We start from the raw sequence: 13,151 nt of genomic DNA on the forward strand, positions 1-13,151 counted from the left end.
GATGCCTGTCACCGTCAATGAATACGAACTGGGCGACGCCGAGATGGTCGAGGAACTGGCCGCCCGCGATGCCGATGACCAGGACCTGCAGTCGGCCATGACCACCCTGGTGCTGCGCCGGCTGCTGCTGGAGGAAGCGCAGCGCCTGCAGCTGCAGGGTGAGGACGACGATGCGCGTATCGAGCTCCTGCTGCAGCGCCAGGTCAGCGTCCCGCAGGCCGGCGAAGAAGAATGCCGACGCCAGTACCAGGCCACGCCTGAACGTTTCATCATCGGGGCGCTGGCGGAAGTGAACCATATCCTGTTCCAGGTCACCCCTGAGGTCGATCTGGCAGCCCTGCGCCTACGTGCAGAATCGGTGCTGGAGCACTTGCTGGCGCAACCGGAGGACTTCGCCACGCAGGCCGCCGCGCTCTCGAACTGCCCCTCCGGCGCACAGGGCGGCAGCCTGGGGCAGATCGCCCGGGGCGCCTGCGTGCCGGAATTCGAACGGGCCGTCTTCGCCGCCACACCACAGGGCATCATCCCGCGTCTGGTGGAGACCCGCTTCGGCCTGCACATCGTCCAGGTGGGCCGCAAGCTGGACGGCACACGCCTGCCCTTCGAGGCAGTGCGCGAAAACATCGCCCAGGCCCTGCAACGCGCCGCCCATGACCAGGCCCTGCGTCACTACCTGCAGCAACTGGTGGGCGCTGCACGCATCACTGGCGTGCAACTTCCCGGCATGACATCGCCGCTGCTGCAATAAGGAGCCTGCATGTCCTCGCCCGTCCCCTCGTCCGTCCCACCTTCCAGCCGCCCGGCCCTGCTGGACCGCTTAGGGCGGCGCATCGACTACCTGCGGCTGTCGGTCACCGACCGCTGCGACCTGCGTTGCAGCTATTGCATGCCCAAGGGCTTTTCCGGTTTCGAGGAGCCAGCCAACTGGCTCGACTTCGACGAGATCACGCGCGTGATCGCCGCCTTCGCCCGGCTCGGCGTGGGGCGCATACGACTCACCGGCGGCGAACCGCTGATGCGGCGCAAGCTGCCCACGCTGGCCGCGCAATTGTCGGCCCTGCCGGGGGTGGAGGAACTGTCGCTGTCCACCAACGCCACGCAGATGCACAAGCACGCAAGGACGCTGCGGGCGGCCGGCGTGCAGCGCATCAACGTCAGCCTGGATAGCCTGGATCGCGCCTGCGCGGCGCAGATCACCGGACGCGACAGCCTGCAGAGCGTCATGGCGGGACTGGCCGCCGCCAGGGATGCCGGATTTGCGCCCATCAAGGTCAACATGGTGGTGCTGCGCGGCGTCAATGAACACGAGGTGCCACGCATGGCGGAGTTCTGTTTCGCGCAGGGTTTCATCCTGCGCCTGATCGAAGCCATGCCCATGGGCGAGACCGGTCGCAACAGCGGTGTCGTCGCGCTTGGTCCGCTGCGCGATGCGCTGGTGGCCCGCTTCGACCTGCAGCCCTTGGCCACCGAGCTGGGCGGTGGCCCGGCGCGCTACTGGGGCAGCGCCGATGGTCGCTGCACGCTAGGTTTCATCACACCCATGAGCCAGCACTTCTGCGCCACCTGCAACCGCGTGCGGCTCTCGGTGGACGGCACGCTCTACCTCTGCCTGGGACAGGAGGCGCGCCTGGAACTGCGTCCGCTGCTGCGCGCCGGCATCGATGATGGCGGGCTGGAGGAGGCGATCCGCCTGGCCATCGAACTCAAGCCGGAACGCCATGAATTCAGTCAGGCACCGCACAGAATCATCCGCTTCATGTCGCAGACCGGCGGCTAGGGCGCCAGGACCGGCAAATCCTGCACGATCTGCACGATCTGCACAAAGATTGACCTGGACCCGGTGTTTTAGTCCGGCCGACGGCCTAGACTGCCGCTTCCCTGGCTAGCCCTGGAACCTTCCATCATGCCCGCTCCCACCCTGGCCCTGCTCCCCAACCCGCTGCCGCCCCACAAGCGCCTGACCTTCCGCATCCTGCTGATGACCCTGGTCGGTCTGGGCCTGACGATGACGGCCATCGGCTATACCCTGCTGCTGTCCTGGCAACTGGAGGGCGGCGGCACCGTCATCAACGAGGCCGGCAGCCTGCGCATGCGCTCCTACGAACTGGGCCTGGCGATGGAAACCGGCCACGAGCGTTCCGACATCCAGCATCACATCGAACGCTTCAGCCAGATACTGGCGCTGGTGCAGACCGGGCAGGCGGGTGAACCCAGCTTCGTGCCGGCCACCGGTCCCATTCACGAACAACTGCTGCACGTGCAAGATCAATGGCAGCAGCGCATGCAGGTCCATGCCCGCACCGTGCTGGAAGCGGACGACCCGGTACTGCGCCAGCAGGCGCTGGATCGCTATCTGCAGGAGCTGCCCGACTTCGTGGGCGACATCAACCTGCTGGTGGCCTATGTGGAAGCAGACCTCACCGGCAAGACCACCTGGCTGCGGCTGTGCCAGACGGCGCTGATCTTCCTGGCGCTGGCGGCGAGTATCGCGGTGCTGTATCTGCTCTACCTGTGGATCGTCGGCCCGGTGCGGCGCATGCAGGCGGGCATTGCGCGCATGTCGCAAAACGACCTGGACGTGCGGCTGGCGGTGGAGAGTGAAGACGAGTTCGGCCAGCTGGCCCAGGCCTTCAACCAGATGGCCGACCATGTGCAAGGCGTGTACCGCACGCTGGCAGAGCGCGTGGCCGAAAAGACCGCCCGCCTGCGCGAGCAGAACGAAGAAGTCGGCACGCTCTACGAGATCACCGGCTTCCTCTCGGGAGCGCATACCATCGAAGCCCTGTGCGATGGTTTCCTCAAACGCATCATGCAGCGCATGCAGGCCGATGGCGGCACGGTGCGCATCCTCGACGAGCGCGGCAATCTCTATCTCACGGTGCAGGACGGCATCTCGGACAAGATCATCGATGAGGAACGTTGCATCAAGGTCGATGACTGCCTGTGCGGCGCAGCTACCCGGCAGGGGGTGATCCTGGTACGCGATTTCCGCGAGCTCGATGCACAGCGGCGCTACCGCTGCCAGGAAGAAGGCGCGCTGTCGCTGGGCATCTTCCAGATCCTGGTGCGGGAACAGGCCATCGGCAGTTTCTCCCTGCATTTCCTGCAGGAGCGCAGCATCGACGGCGACGAGCGCCGCCTCCTGGAAACCCTGGGCCGCCACCTCGGCGCGGCCATCGAGAACCAGCGCCTGATCGCCCGCGAAAAGGAATTCGCCATCGCCCACGAACGCAACCTGATGGCCCAGGGACTGCATGACAGCATTGCCCAGGGACTGAACTTCCTCAACCTGCAGGTGCAGATGCTGGAGGATTCGCTGGCGCGCGAGAACCTGGCCGAAATCCGCGAGATCGCACCCATGCTGCGCACCGGCGTGCAGGAAAACTATGAAGACGTGCGCGAACTGCTGCTCAATTTCCGCAGCCGCCTGCAGGACAGCAGCCTCGACTCGGAAATGCGCAAGTCGCTCGACAAGCTGCAGCGCCAGACCGGCCTGCAAGGCGCCATCACCATCAGCGGCGACGGTCCGCCGCTGGCGCCGGAACAGCAGTTGCAGGTGCTGTTCATCCTGCAGGAGGCGCTGTCCAATATCCGCAAGCATGCCCACGCCAACCGGGTGGACATCGCCGTCACCAACGGCCGCGACTTCTGCCTGACGGTGCGCGACGACGGTCACGGCTTCCAGCTCGACAAGGCCAGCGCCAAGGGCGCCGACCATGTGGGTCTGCGCATCATGCAGGAACGCGCCGACCGCCTCGGCGCGCAACTGCAGATCGACAGCCGGCCCGATGAAGGTACCTGCGTCACCATCCGTCTGATGCGCCAGGAACGTCTCGTGGCCTGAAGCCATCCCAGAATCTTTGCAAGGAACCGCCCCACCATGCCCACGCCCATCCGCATCCTGCTCGTCGATGATCACACCCTGTTTCGCAGCGGCGTACGCCTGCTGCTGCAACGCCATCCCGAATTCGAGGTCGTCGGCGAAGCCGTCGATGGTCTGGACGGCGTCAAGCGCGCGCGCCAGCTGCAGCCCGATGTGGTGCTGATGGACCTGAACATGCCCGGCCTGTCGGGTCTGGAAGCGATGCAGCTGATCGTGGAAGACCTGCCCGACACGGCTGTGCTGATGCTCTCCGTCTCGGAAGAAGCCGACGATCTCAGTACCGCCCTGCACAATGGCGCCGCCGGCTATCTGCTCAAGAACATCGAGGCCGAGTATCTGGTGCAGGCCATCAAGCGCGCCGCAGCCGGCGAACCGGTAATTTCGGAGGCGATGACGGCCAAGCTGGTGATGCAGTTCCGCGCCGCCCACCAGACACCGGCCCCGGTGACGGCCGCCCGCGACAGGCTGACCGCCCGCGAACGCGAGACCATGGCCTGCGTGGCCCGTGGCGAGAGCAACAAGGAAATCGCCCGCACCCTGGACGTAGCCGAGAGCACGGTGAAGATCCATGTCCAGAACATCCTCAAGAAACTGAAGCTTTCCAGCCGGGTACAGATTGCGGTGTATGCTGTGGAACACGGTCTGGACAAAACGCCCTGAGCGGCGTACCTTACCGCTCCCTGTTTCATGCCCCTGTTCTACGCCCCTGGCCGCACGTCCGCTCCGCCCGGGGCTGCACTCCCGAAAGAAAGCATATGCAAAAGATCACCTTTCCGCTGCAGGGCCATCCCCATGTCGAACTGAACCAGCTGCTCAAACTCTGCGGCCTGTGCGACAGCGGCGGTGCCGGCAAGCAACTGGTGGCCGAAGGCCACGTGCGTGTCGATGGCAAGCCCGAAAGCCGCAAGACCTGCAAGATCACGGTCGGCCAGAAAGTCAGCCTGGGCGATGTGCAGATCACCGTGATCGCCGAATGAAGAGCGCCACGCAGGTCGGGGAAGTGCTGGACTTCTGGTTCGGCGAAGGCTGGGAGGCCATGCCGGCACATCAGGTGGCCGAACGCCAGAAGAAACTCTGGTGGAGCAAGACCCCGGACATCGACGCCCAGTGCCGCAGCCGCTTCGAGACGTTGGTGCAGCAGGCTGCAGCCAATGCGCTGGATGACTGGACCGAGGATGCGCATTCCATGCTGGCGCTGATCCTGCTGCTGGACCAGATGCCGAGGAATATCTACCGCGACACCCCACAGGCCTTCGCCTTCGATGAACTGGCACGCCAGTGCAGCCATCTGGCGCTGGCCATGGGGCTGGACCAGGAATTGCCGCCGCTGGCACGGGTATTTCTCTACCTGCCGCTGGAACATGCGGAAGACCTGGATGACCAGCAATACGTAGTGCAACTGATGTCGGCCCTGGCCAAATCCGCCAGCGGCGAGGACAAGGCGGCCTTCGACGGCTATGCCGACTATGCGCGACGCCATCTTGCGGTGATCGAGCGCTTCGGCCGCTTCCCGCATCGCAACCGCATCCTCGGGCGGGATTCCACCGCCGAGGAAGCGCAATTCCTGACGCAACCCGGCTCATCCTTCTGAAGTTTTCGATAGCGGGCCACTGAAAACGCTTCCCGGTGGAAGCACCCGGGCGTTTTCCCTACACTCGCGGCTTTCTTTTCGGATGGCCGCATGCAAACCCGTTGCGCAGGTTTCTCGATGATGGAAGTGCTGGTGGCCATGCTGGTCATCGGCACCGGCGCGCTGGCCCTGGTGATGCTGCAAATGCATGCCCTGCGCAGCAGCGCCGAGAGCGCCCAGCACGCCGCCGCCACGCTGCTGGCGCAGGAGTTGGCCGAACTGCGGGCGGCCACCCTGCCTACTTCCTTCACATCGTCCACCCCGGGCGCGACCGATCCTTACCTGTTTTCCTTCACCGCCGGCCGGGCCCCGCCAGCCCGCGCTGATTGCGACCTCGCCCCCTGTTCCCCTGCCGCCTTCGCCAACGCCGCCATCGCCGACTGGGCCGCGCGGCTGACGCGCGAACTCCCGGAAGCCCGGGCCACGGTCTGCCGCGATGCCCACCCGACGCCGCAGGACCAATGGTCCTGTGAAGAGGCCGCCACAGCGCCTGTGGTACTCAAGCTGGGCTGGCGCCGCAGCGCGGTGGCGGCCACTGCCACACCCACACCGTTACGCGCCCCCTTGCTGACGCTGGTGCTGGGGCGCTGACCATGATGACCAGGCAGGTTCGCCAGCAGCGTCATCGGCAAGATGGCCTGACCCTGATCGAACTGATGATCTCCCTGGCCGTGGGCCTGCTGGTGGTGCTGGCAGCCGGTGTGATGTTGCAGCAGGCACGCAGCGTCTACCAGGACATCGACGACCACGGACGCGTGCAGGAAACCGGCCGGCTGGCGCTGGAACACCTGCAGCAGGCCCTGCAACAGGCCGGCCACCTGCCCTGGGAAAACCTCGCCGACGACGCCATGCCCACCGGCCCAGGACTGCGCGGACTGGACGACAGCCGCCAGGCCGAGCTGCTGGACCCGGCCACCGGCAGGTTCGGCAGAAGTAGCGGTGACGGCGTCAACCATAGCGACCTGCTGATGCTGGGCTTCTTCGGTGCGCCGCATGGCAGCCGCAGCGAGGTGGTCAACTGCAGTGGCGCCGAGGCCCCGGTCGGACCGCTGCAGGAAGCGGCCCGCAGTTGGGTCATCTACTACATCGCGCCCGGCACCGGTGGTGAGGCGGAATTGCGCTGTCGCTACCAGGGCAAGAACGGCAACTGGACCTCCGACGCCATCGCTCGCGGCGTGGAGGCCATGCAACTGCGCTACGCCATCGACAGCGATGACGACGGCGCACCGGACCGCTGGCTGGATGCCTCGGCCATGCCCGCCGATGGCTGGCAACGGGTCATGCTGGTCCGCATCGCCCTGCTGGTGCGTGGCACCCAGCGCCGACCGGCGGCCGATGATGCGCCGGCGCGCAGCTTCGACCTGTTCCCGCCCGGTCGCCATACCGACCCGGGCTGGCGCGTCACCGAAGAGGACGGCGAGCAACGGCGACGAACCGTCTTCCGCACCACCGTGATGCTGCGCAACCTGAGCACCGGAGCAATGCGATGAATATCCACTGGCCCCTGATGCGCCTGCAGACCCGGCATCCACACCACCACCAGCGCGGCGCCACGCTGATGATCGCGCTCATGCTGCTGAGCCTGCTCCTGCTGCTGGGTGCGGCTACCACCTCGCTGCTGTTGCTGGACGAACGCGCCGCCCGCAATCACCGCGATCACGCCCAGGCGCGGCTGGCGGCAGAGGCCACGCTGGAAGACGCCTGCGACGACATCGCCCGGGTCCGGCGCATCGATCCCGCCACGTTCGCATCCCCGCTGGAGTGCCGCACCGATGCAGACGGGCTGGGGCTGTGCCTGGGCCGCCCCGAACGCAGTGGCTGGCTGCCGGCACAACTGGTGGGCGCCCGTGCCACGGCGGCGGCCTATGGCCAGTTCACCGGACGCCGCTTGCCCAACAGCCAGGGCAGCACCTCCCCTCGCTATCTGATCGAACGCTTGCCCGGGACCGCCGGCAGCCCTGCCCCGGGGATGCCGGCAACGGCACCGGCGCCGGTCTATCGCCTCAGCGCCGCGGGTTACGGCCGCAACGGTGCCATGGTCGCGCTGCAGGCCGTGGTGCGCCTGTCGGATGGCGAGGCATCTGCAGCATCTGCAGCATCTGCAGCATCTGCAGCCTCGGGCTGCCGCTGGCTGGCCTGGCGCACCCTTTATCTACCTTCACATGAATGACATGAAACTTCGGACTCGCCACCTCAAAACGCCGTCGTACGGCTTCACCCTGCTGGAAATCATGATCGTGCTCGCCATCGTGGTGATACTGGGCGGCATGGGCTGGAACGGCTATCGCCACATCATCCAGAAGGCAGGCCGCTCCGAAGGGCGTGCCGCCCTGCTGCAGTTGCTGCTGCAAGAGGAGCGCCACTTTTCCCACCAGCACCGTTACCAGGGCTTCACGGCGGGTAGCGGCACGGGCGGTTTCAAGTGGTATTCCGGCGCCACGCCCGAGAGCAGCGCCTATGCCCTCTCGGCCCGTGCCTGCGACGGCGAAACGCTGTCCACCTGCGTGCTGCTCAAGGCCAGCCCGGGCGCGGAAGGCGTCAATCGCAACTATCACGATACCGAGTGCGGCGCCCTCTATCTGGACAGCCGGGGCGGTCGCCGCGCCGATGGCAAGGATTGCTGGTGAGACCCGCGCATCCACATGGGCGTCACCGAGGGTTCACGCTCATCGAACTGATGGTGGTCCTGCTGATTGCCGGGCTGGTGTTGGCAGCCGGGGTACCGGCGCTGCAGAACCTGTCCAATGAACAGCAACTGGTGACGGCCGCCAACGAGTTCTTCCACAGCGTCCAGCTGACCCGCTCCGAAGCCTTGCGCCACGGTCGCCGCGCCGAGATGCGACCGGTCGCCGGCGACGACTGGCACAGCGGCTGGGAAATCATGGTCGGCGAGCACGTCGTTTCGCGCCGGCAGGCCCTGGCCAGCACCATCTCGGTGGCCTACACCACGGGCGGCGAACTGGTGGCCTACCAGCCTGGTGGCCAGCCGGTGACGCGGGGCAGCTGGTATTTCAGCCATGACGGGCAGGAGCGGGTGGTGGTGATCAATTTCCTGGGAAGAGTACGCGTCTGCACCCCGGGGCGCGATGCCCAATGCAGCAAGGCCGGCAATGAGTGAGGCCTGCGCCGGCGCAAGGACGGCTGCACAAAGCCGTGTATATTGACGGGCATCCGGCCCGCCGCACGGCGGCCTCCTCCGTTTGCCCAAGCCATGACGCCTACAGAAGACCCGCTCTACCAGTTCGACATCGAGAATGACCAGCAAGCCATGGCCCTGGCCCTGATCCAGGCCGGCTTCGGCATGCTCGACACCACCCCCAACCCCCGTGTGGGTTGCGTCATCGTCAAGGACCGCCGCGTCATCGGCGCCGGCTTCACCCAGCCGCCTGGCGGCAATCACGCCGAAATCCAGGCCATGGCCGATGCTGCCACACGCGGGGCCGATATACGCGGTGCGACCGTCTACGTCACCCTGGAACCCTGCAGCCACTTCGGCCGCACCCCACCCTGCGCCGACGCCCTGATCCGTGCCGGCGTGGGCCGCGTGGTGGCCGCCATCGCCGACCCCAACCCGCTGGTGGCCGGGCAGGGCCTGGCGCGCCTGCAGGCGGCCGGCATCGAGGTGGCCTGCGGCATGCTGGAAGAGGATGCCCGCGACATCAACATCGGTTTCCTGCACCGCATGCGCACCGGCCGCCCCTGGGTCCGCATGAAGAGCGCTGCCAGCCTGGACGGCAAGACCGCCCTGCACAATGGCGTGAGCCAGTGGATCACCAGCCAGGCCGCGCGCGACGACGGCCACATCTGGCGCGCCCGCGCCTGCGCCATCATGGCCGGCATCGGCACCATCCAGAAGGACGATGCGCAACTGAACGTGCGCGCCATCGACACCCCGCGCCAGCCGCGCCGCATCGTGGTGGACAGCAAGCTGATCGTCTCGCCCGAGGCACGCGTGATCCAGGGCGGCAACACCTGGGTCTTCACCGCCACCGACGACCGCGAAAAGCGCGCCGCGCTGGAAGCCGAAGGCGCCGAAGTGATCCTGCTGGCCAATGCCGAAGGCAAGGTCGACCTCGACGGCCTGCTGCGCGAACTGGGCCAGCGCCAGATCAACGAACTGCACGTGGAAGCCGGCGCCAAGCTCAACGGCGCCCTGATCCGCGCAGGCTGCGTGGATGAATTGCTGGTCTACCTGGCCCCCGCGCTGATCGGCGAAGGCCGCAACATGTTCGAGCTGCCACCGCTGGAAGACCTGTCGGGCAAGATCGGCATCCGCTTCCATGAGGTCAAGCAGGTCGGGCCGGATTTGCGTATCCTTGCACGTTTCGAATAATCGACTTCCCACTTTTTCTGCATCAGGACCGCACCATGTTCACAGGTATCGTCGCCGCCGTCGGCACCATCACTTCCGTCACCCCCCTGGCCACCGGCCCCGATGCCGGTGTGCGCCTCACCATCGATGCTGGCGCGCTGCCCATGAGCGACGTCGGCCTGGGTGATTCCATCGCCCTCAACGGCGCCTGCATGACCGTGGTCGAAAAGACCGCCACCGGCTTCACCGTGGATGTCTCCCGCGAAAGCCTGCGCCTGACCGCCGGCCTGGACGCCCCTGGCGAAGTCAACCTGGAAAAGGCCCTGACCCTGGCCGAGCGCCTGGGCGGCCACCTGGTTTCCGGCCATGTCGACGGCCTGGGCCAGGTGCACTCCTTCGAACCGGTGGGCGAGTCCCGCGAACTGATCGTCGATGCCCCCAAGGCGCTGGGCAAGTACCTGGCCTACAAGGGATCGATCGTGGTCAACGGCGTGTCGCTGACGGTGAACCGGGTCGAGGACCTGGCCGATGCCTGCCGTTTCTCGATCAACCTGATCCCGCACACGGTGGAAGTGACCACCCTCAAGCATCTGAAGGCGGGGAGCAAGGTCAATCTGGAGATTGACCTGATTGCGCGGTATGTGGAGCGCATGCTCTCCAGCGGCAAGGCCTGAGTTTCCAGCTTCTGTCCGAAGCCTTTATTTCCTGCTGCCCTCTTCGGGCAGCAGCGTCCCAATCAATATCTCCGCCATTTCCTTAAGCCGTTTCTCGTCCTGATAGACGCGCTCCAGCACCACCAGTCCCCGTGTCATGCAGACCACCATGCGGGCCGCTTCGCGCGGGGTCATGCTCAACTGGCTACGGGTGTCGGGCAGGTCGAAGCGCTCCAGCAGCACCGCTTCCATGTCATCCAGCAAACCCCGGATCACGGCGCGGATCTGTTCTTCCTTGCCTTCCTCGCTCAGGGCCGTCTTGGTGCTCAGGCAGCCCCGCGAGGGCTTGCCGGTGCGCATCGAGCGGAAGATGTAATGCAGAAACTGGCGCAGGGCCAGGCGCGGGTCTTCCTGCGCCAGCGCCTGACGCAACTGCGCCAGGTAACTGTCGCGGTAACGTCCGAAGACGTGCAGGAACAAGGTTTCCTTGTCGCCATAGGCGTTGTATAGGGAGCCGCGCTGCACGCCGGTGGCCGCCGCCAGGTCCTGCATGGTGGTGGCGGCGTAGCCCTTCTGCCAGAACACGGCCAGCGCTTCCTCGAATACCTCGTCCTCGTCAAACTGCCTTACGCCTGCCATCCCGGTCTCCTGTTGTTGTCGATACGATGCACACATTAAACCCATTCTTGACGCTCATGTCAATTTTGACTAGAGTGTCAATATTGACGCTAATGTCAAACATCGCACCCGACCACGGTGCCCATCGGTCAACTTGCAATCCACGTTGAATCTACTTGAACAGGCAGGCCATCATGCATTCACAAAACCCTGTGGGTGACGCCACCCACGCCACACATGCCACACATGCCACCCACGCGCCCTCCGCTACCCGCGCCGAGGTCTGGCACTATATCTTCGCCGGGCTGTCCGCCAGCCTGGTCAGCATCGGGCTGGCCAGGTTCGGCTTTACGCCGCTCATTCCCGAGCTGATCCATCAGCACTGGTTTTCCACCTCCAGCGTGATCTACCTGGGTGCCGCCAATCTGGCCGGCTATCTGATCGGCGCGCTCATCGCCCGCCCCATCGGCGGGCGGATCGGCAACCAGCGCGCGCTGCGGCTGATGATGCTGCTCATCACGCTGACCTTCCTGGCCTGTGCCTTCCCCTTGTCGCTGGCCTGGTACTTCGCCTGGCGCCTGCTCTCGGGTGTGGCCGGCGGGGTGGTGATGGTGCTGGTGGCCGGGACCATCCTGCCGCACGTGCCGCCGGCCAGCCGGGGGCGCGCCAGCGGTGCGATCTTCCTCGGGCTGGGGCTGGGCATCGCCGCGACCGGTACGCTCATTCCGCTGCTGCTGGGCATGGGGCTGCGCGTCACCTGGATCGGGCTGGCAGTGCTGTCGGCCGTGCTGAGCGCGGCGAGCTGGTTTGCCTGGCCGCCGGTACAGGGCCACAAGAGTGCAGCTGCTACAGCGCACCCGGCGCCACGACACGTGACCACGGCCAATTGGCGCATCAAGCTGCTGTTCGGGCAATACGCGCTGATGGCGGCTTCGGCGGTGGCACCGATGGTGTTCCTGGTGGATTACATCTCACGCGGGCTGGGCATGGGGACCGAATATGGGGCGCTGTTCTGGGTGCTGTACGGTGTCGGCGCTATCGTCGGTCCGCCGCTGTATGGCTGGGTGGCCGACAAGGCTGGTGCGCAGAATGGCATGGCCCTGTTCAGCGTGGTGCAGGTGGCGATGCTGGTGGGTGTGTACCAGAGCGACAATCATCTGCTGCTGGGCATGTACACGCTAGTGATCGGGATGTTTGCGCCGGGCATGGTGCCGCTGGCAGTGGCCCGGGTGCATGAGCTGTTGCCGCACCATCCGGTGCAGCAGAATCTGGTATGGAGTCGCGCCACGGTGTTTTCGGCAGCCCTGATGGCGCTGGCGGCCTATGGTTTCTCGGCGCTCTTCAACCTGGTGCATGGCCAGCATCGCCTGATGTTCCTGGGCGCGGCGGTCATGGTGCTCATCGCGCTGTTGGCCGAGTTCGCCCGGCTGGCCGATCCTGCCGGCAGCCGCCAGGCAGCCTAGCCGGTCTGGCCGCCCCCCACGATGCGCCGCTCAGGAAGCAGCGGCGGCGCGTCGTTCCAGCAGCTCGGCAATGCTGCGCTTGACCTTGTCGCTGGCCGCCGGGCCTTCGGCGATGATGTGGGTCTTGGGGGTGATGGGCTTGCCGGTGTTGGCATCCACCATCATGGGGATGGCCTGCTTGCCGGTCTCGACGTCGGTCAGGATCACGGCCGCACCTTCCGGGGCGAAATGGGTATTGCCCCATTGCAGCAGGGCCAGCAGCACCGGGCGGAAATCGCGTCCACGCGGGGTCAGGTGATATTCGTAGCGCGGCGGGCGTTCGGAATACTGCACTTTCTCCAGCAAGCCCTGTTCCACCAGTCCGGCCAGGCGGCGGGTCAGGATGTTGGGGGCGATCTCCAGGTGCTTCTGGAATTCATCGAAGCGCGACAGACCATAGAAGGCATCGCGCAGGATCAGGATGCTCCACCACTCACCCACGCGGTCCAGCGAACGGGCGATCGGGCATTGCATGTCATCAAAGCGCTTGCGCTGCATGTGGGGTTCTCCAGCTGTACTCAGGTTTTCAAGTTCTCAGGGTGGCCGCAGCAGG

Annotated in this window: 16 protein-coding genes; 14 read left to right on the forward strand and 2 right to left on the reverse strand. The window is 65.9% G+C overall.

From position 1 onward, the window contains the following. Window position 1 precedes the first annotated feature (1 nt). The 13 genes from HWE04_RS08615 to HWE04_RS08675 all read left to right on the forward strand — a co-directional run bounded on the left by HWE04_RS08615 (window position 2) and on the right by HWE04_RS08675 (window position 10,499). A complete protein-coding gene (locus HWE04_RS08615; protein WP_241812132.1) occupies window positions 2-748 on the forward strand; it encodes a peptidylprolyl isomerase in 747 nt (248 codons plus the stop codon). 9 nt (window positions 749-757) lie between these two features. After that, window positions 758-1,777, forward strand: a complete 1,020-nt coding sequence (gene moaA, locus HWE04_RS08620) for a GTP 3',8-cyclase MoaA (RefSeq protein ID WP_241812133.1) — start codon at window positions 758-760, stop codon at window positions 1,775-1,777. A gap of 126 nt (window positions 1,778-1,903) precedes the next feature. Further along, on the forward strand, window positions 1,904-3,844 hold the full coding sequence (locus HWE04_RS08625; protein WP_241812134.1) for a type IV pili methyl-accepting chemotaxis transducer N-terminal domain-containing protein: 1,941 nt from the start codon (window positions 1,904-1,906) through the stop codon (window positions 3,842-3,844). Between the two features lie 36 nt (window positions 3,845-3,880). Then, the gene (locus HWE04_RS08630; protein ID WP_006464285.1) at window positions 3,881-4,543 is read left to right on the forward strand and encodes a response regulator; all 663 of its coding nucleotides are present in this window, start codon (window positions 3,881-3,883) and stop codon (window positions 4,541-4,543) included. A 95-nt stretch (window positions 4,544-4,638) separates the two neighbouring features. Then, window positions 4,639-4,860, forward strand: a complete 222-nt coding sequence (locus tag HWE04_RS08635; protein WP_006464284.1) for an RNA-binding S4 domain-containing protein — start codon at window positions 4,639-4,641, stop codon at window positions 4,858-4,860. Then, window positions 4,857-5,474: a DUF924 family protein gene (locus HWE04_RS08640; protein ID WP_241812135.1), complete on the forward strand. Its 618-nt coding sequence runs from the start codon at window positions 4,857-4,859 to the stop codon at window positions 5,472-5,474. The genes HWE04_RS08635 and HWE04_RS08640 overlap by 4 nt, the downstream gene beginning before the upstream one ends. 90 nt (window positions 5,475-5,564) lie before the next feature. After that, window positions 5,565-6,104, forward strand: coding sequence for a type IV pilus modification protein PilV (gene pilV, locus HWE04_RS08645; RefSeq protein ID WP_241812136.1), 540 nt, complete (start codon window positions 5,565-5,567; stop codon window positions 6,102-6,104). Window positions 6,105-6,106: 2 nt separating this feature from the next. After that, window positions 6,107-7,003 carry a PilW family protein gene (locus tag HWE04_RS08650; RefSeq protein ID WP_241812137.1) on the forward strand — a complete coding sequence of 299 codons (897 nt, stop codon included), beginning with the start codon at window positions 6,107-6,109 and terminating at the stop codon, window positions 7,001-7,003. Then, entirely contained in the window at window positions 7,000-7,683 is a 684-nt protein-coding gene (locus tag HWE04_RS08655; RefSeq protein WP_241812138.1) for a pilus assembly PilX family protein, read from the forward strand. Before HWE04_RS08650 ends, HWE04_RS08655 begins: the two co-directional genes overlap by 4 nt. Window position 7,684: 1 nt before the next feature. After that, window positions 7,685-8,140 carry a type IV pilin protein gene (locus HWE04_RS08660; RefSeq protein WP_241812139.1) on the forward strand — a complete coding sequence of 152 codons (456 nt, stop codon included), beginning with the start codon at window positions 7,685-7,687 and terminating at the stop codon, window positions 8,138-8,140. Beyond that, window positions 8,137-8,631: a GspH/FimT family pseudopilin gene (locus tag HWE04_RS08665; protein ID WP_241812140.1), complete on the forward strand. Its 495-nt coding sequence runs from the start codon at window positions 8,137-8,139 to the stop codon at window positions 8,629-8,631. The genes HWE04_RS08660 and HWE04_RS08665 overlap by 4 nt, the downstream gene beginning before the upstream one ends. Before the next feature lie 93 nt (window positions 8,632-8,724). After that, a complete protein-coding gene (ribD, locus tag HWE04_RS08670; protein WP_077235545.1) occupies window positions 8,725-9,846 on the forward strand; it encodes a bifunctional diaminohydroxyphosphoribosylaminopyrimidine deaminase/5-amino-6-(5-phosphoribosylamino)uracil reductase RibD in 1,122 nt (373 codons plus the stop codon). A 35-nt stretch (window positions 9,847-9,881) separates the two neighbouring features. Then, the gene (locus HWE04_RS08675) at window positions 9,882-10,499 is read left to right on the forward strand and encodes a riboflavin synthase (protein ID WP_241812141.1); all 618 of its coding nucleotides are present in this window, start codon (window positions 9,882-9,884) and stop codon (window positions 10,497-10,499) included. A gap of 24 nt (window positions 10,500-10,523) precedes the next feature. Here the strand turns inward: HWE04_RS08675 and HWE04_RS08680 are convergent, their stop codons facing one another. Next, entirely contained in the window at window positions 10,524-11,117 is a 594-nt protein-coding gene (locus tag HWE04_RS08680) for a TetR/AcrR family transcriptional regulator (protein WP_241812142.1), read from the reverse strand. 173 nt (window positions 11,118-11,290) lie between these two features. Between HWE04_RS08680 and HWE04_RS08685 the strand changes: the two genes are divergently transcribed. Continuing rightward, complete coding sequence (locus HWE04_RS08685) at window positions 11,291-12,559, forward strand: YbfB/YjiJ family MFS transporter (protein ID WP_241812143.1); 1,269 nt, start codon at window positions 11,291-11,293, stop codon at window positions 12,557-12,559. Window positions 12,560-12,589: 30 nt separating this feature from the next. Here HWE04_RS08685 and HWE04_RS08690 read toward each other — a convergent pair whose 3' ends face one another. Further along, window positions 12,590-13,096 (reverse strand): winged helix-turn-helix transcriptional regulator, encoded by a 507-nt coding sequence (locus tag HWE04_RS08690; protein WP_006464272.1) that lies wholly within the window; start codon window positions 13,094-13,096, stop codon window positions 12,590-12,592. Window positions 13,097-13,151 lie beyond the last annotated feature (55 nt).

The organism is Herbaspirillum sp. C7C2, from assembly GCF_022627865.1.
Lineage (GTDB): Bacteria > Pseudomonadota > Gammaproteobacteria > Burkholderiales > Burkholderiaceae_D > Herbaspirillum > Herbaspirillum frisingense.

What these genes read in the sequence shown, in the direction of transcription:
- HWE04_RS08625 (WP_241812134.1), top strand. Translation starts at nt 1,904, where the DNA reads ATGCCCGCTCCCACCCTGGCCCTGCTCCCCAACCCGCTGCCGCCCCAC.
- HWE04_RS08660 (WP_241812139.1), top strand. Translation starts at nt 7,685, where the DNA reads ATGAAACTTCGGACTCGCCACCTCAAAACGCCGTCGTACGGCTTCACC.
- ribD (WP_077235545.1), top strand. Translation starts at nt 8,725, where the DNA reads ATGACGCCTACAGAAGACCCGCTCTACCAGTTCGACATCGAGAATGAC.
- HWE04_RS08675 (WP_241812141.1), top strand. Translation starts at nt 9,882, where the DNA reads ATGTTCACAGGTATCGTCGCCGCCGTCGGCACCATCACTTCCGTCACC.
- HWE04_RS08630 (WP_006464285.1), top strand. Translation starts at nt 3,881, where the DNA reads ATGCCCACGCCCATCCGCATCCTGCTCGTCGATGATCACACCCTGTTT.
- pilV (WP_241812136.1), top strand. Translation starts at nt 5,565, where the DNA reads ATGCAAACCCGTTGCGCAGGTTTCTCGATGATGGAAGTGCTGGTGGCC.
- HWE04_RS08640 (WP_241812135.1), top strand. Translation starts at nt 4,857, where the DNA reads ATGAAGAGCGCCACGCAGGTCGGGGAAGTGCTGGACTTCTGGTTCGGC.
- HWE04_RS08680 (WP_241812142.1), bottom strand. Translation starts at nt 11,117, where the DNA reads ATGGCAGGCGTAAGGCAGTTTGACGAGGACGAGGTATTCGAGGAAGCG.
- moaA (WP_241812133.1), top strand. Translation starts at nt 758, where the DNA reads ATGTCCTCGCCCGTCCCCTCGTCCGTCCCACCTTCCAGCCGCCCGGCC.
- HWE04_RS08635 (WP_006464284.1), top strand. Translation starts at nt 4,639, where the DNA reads ATGCAAAAGATCACCTTTCCGCTGCAGGGCCATCCCCATGTCGAACTG.
- HWE04_RS08685 (WP_241812143.1), top strand. Translation starts at nt 11,291, where the DNA reads ATGCATTCACAAAACCCTGTGGGTGACGCCACCCACGCCACACATGCC.
- HWE04_RS08615 (WP_241812132.1), top strand. Translation starts at nt 2, where the DNA reads ATGCCTGTCACCGTCAATGAATACGAACTGGGCGACGCCGAGATGGTC.
- HWE04_RS08690 (WP_006464272.1), bottom strand. Translation starts at nt 13,096, where the DNA reads ATGCAGCGCAAGCGCTTTGATGACATGCAATGCCCGATCGCCCGTTCG.
- HWE04_RS08655 (WP_241812138.1), top strand. Translation starts at nt 7,000, where the DNA reads ATGAATATCCACTGGCCCCTGATGCGCCTGCAGACCCGGCATCCACAC.
- HWE04_RS08650 (WP_241812137.1), top strand. Translation starts at nt 6,107, where the DNA reads ATGATGACCAGGCAGGTTCGCCAGCAGCGTCATCGGCAAGATGGCCTG.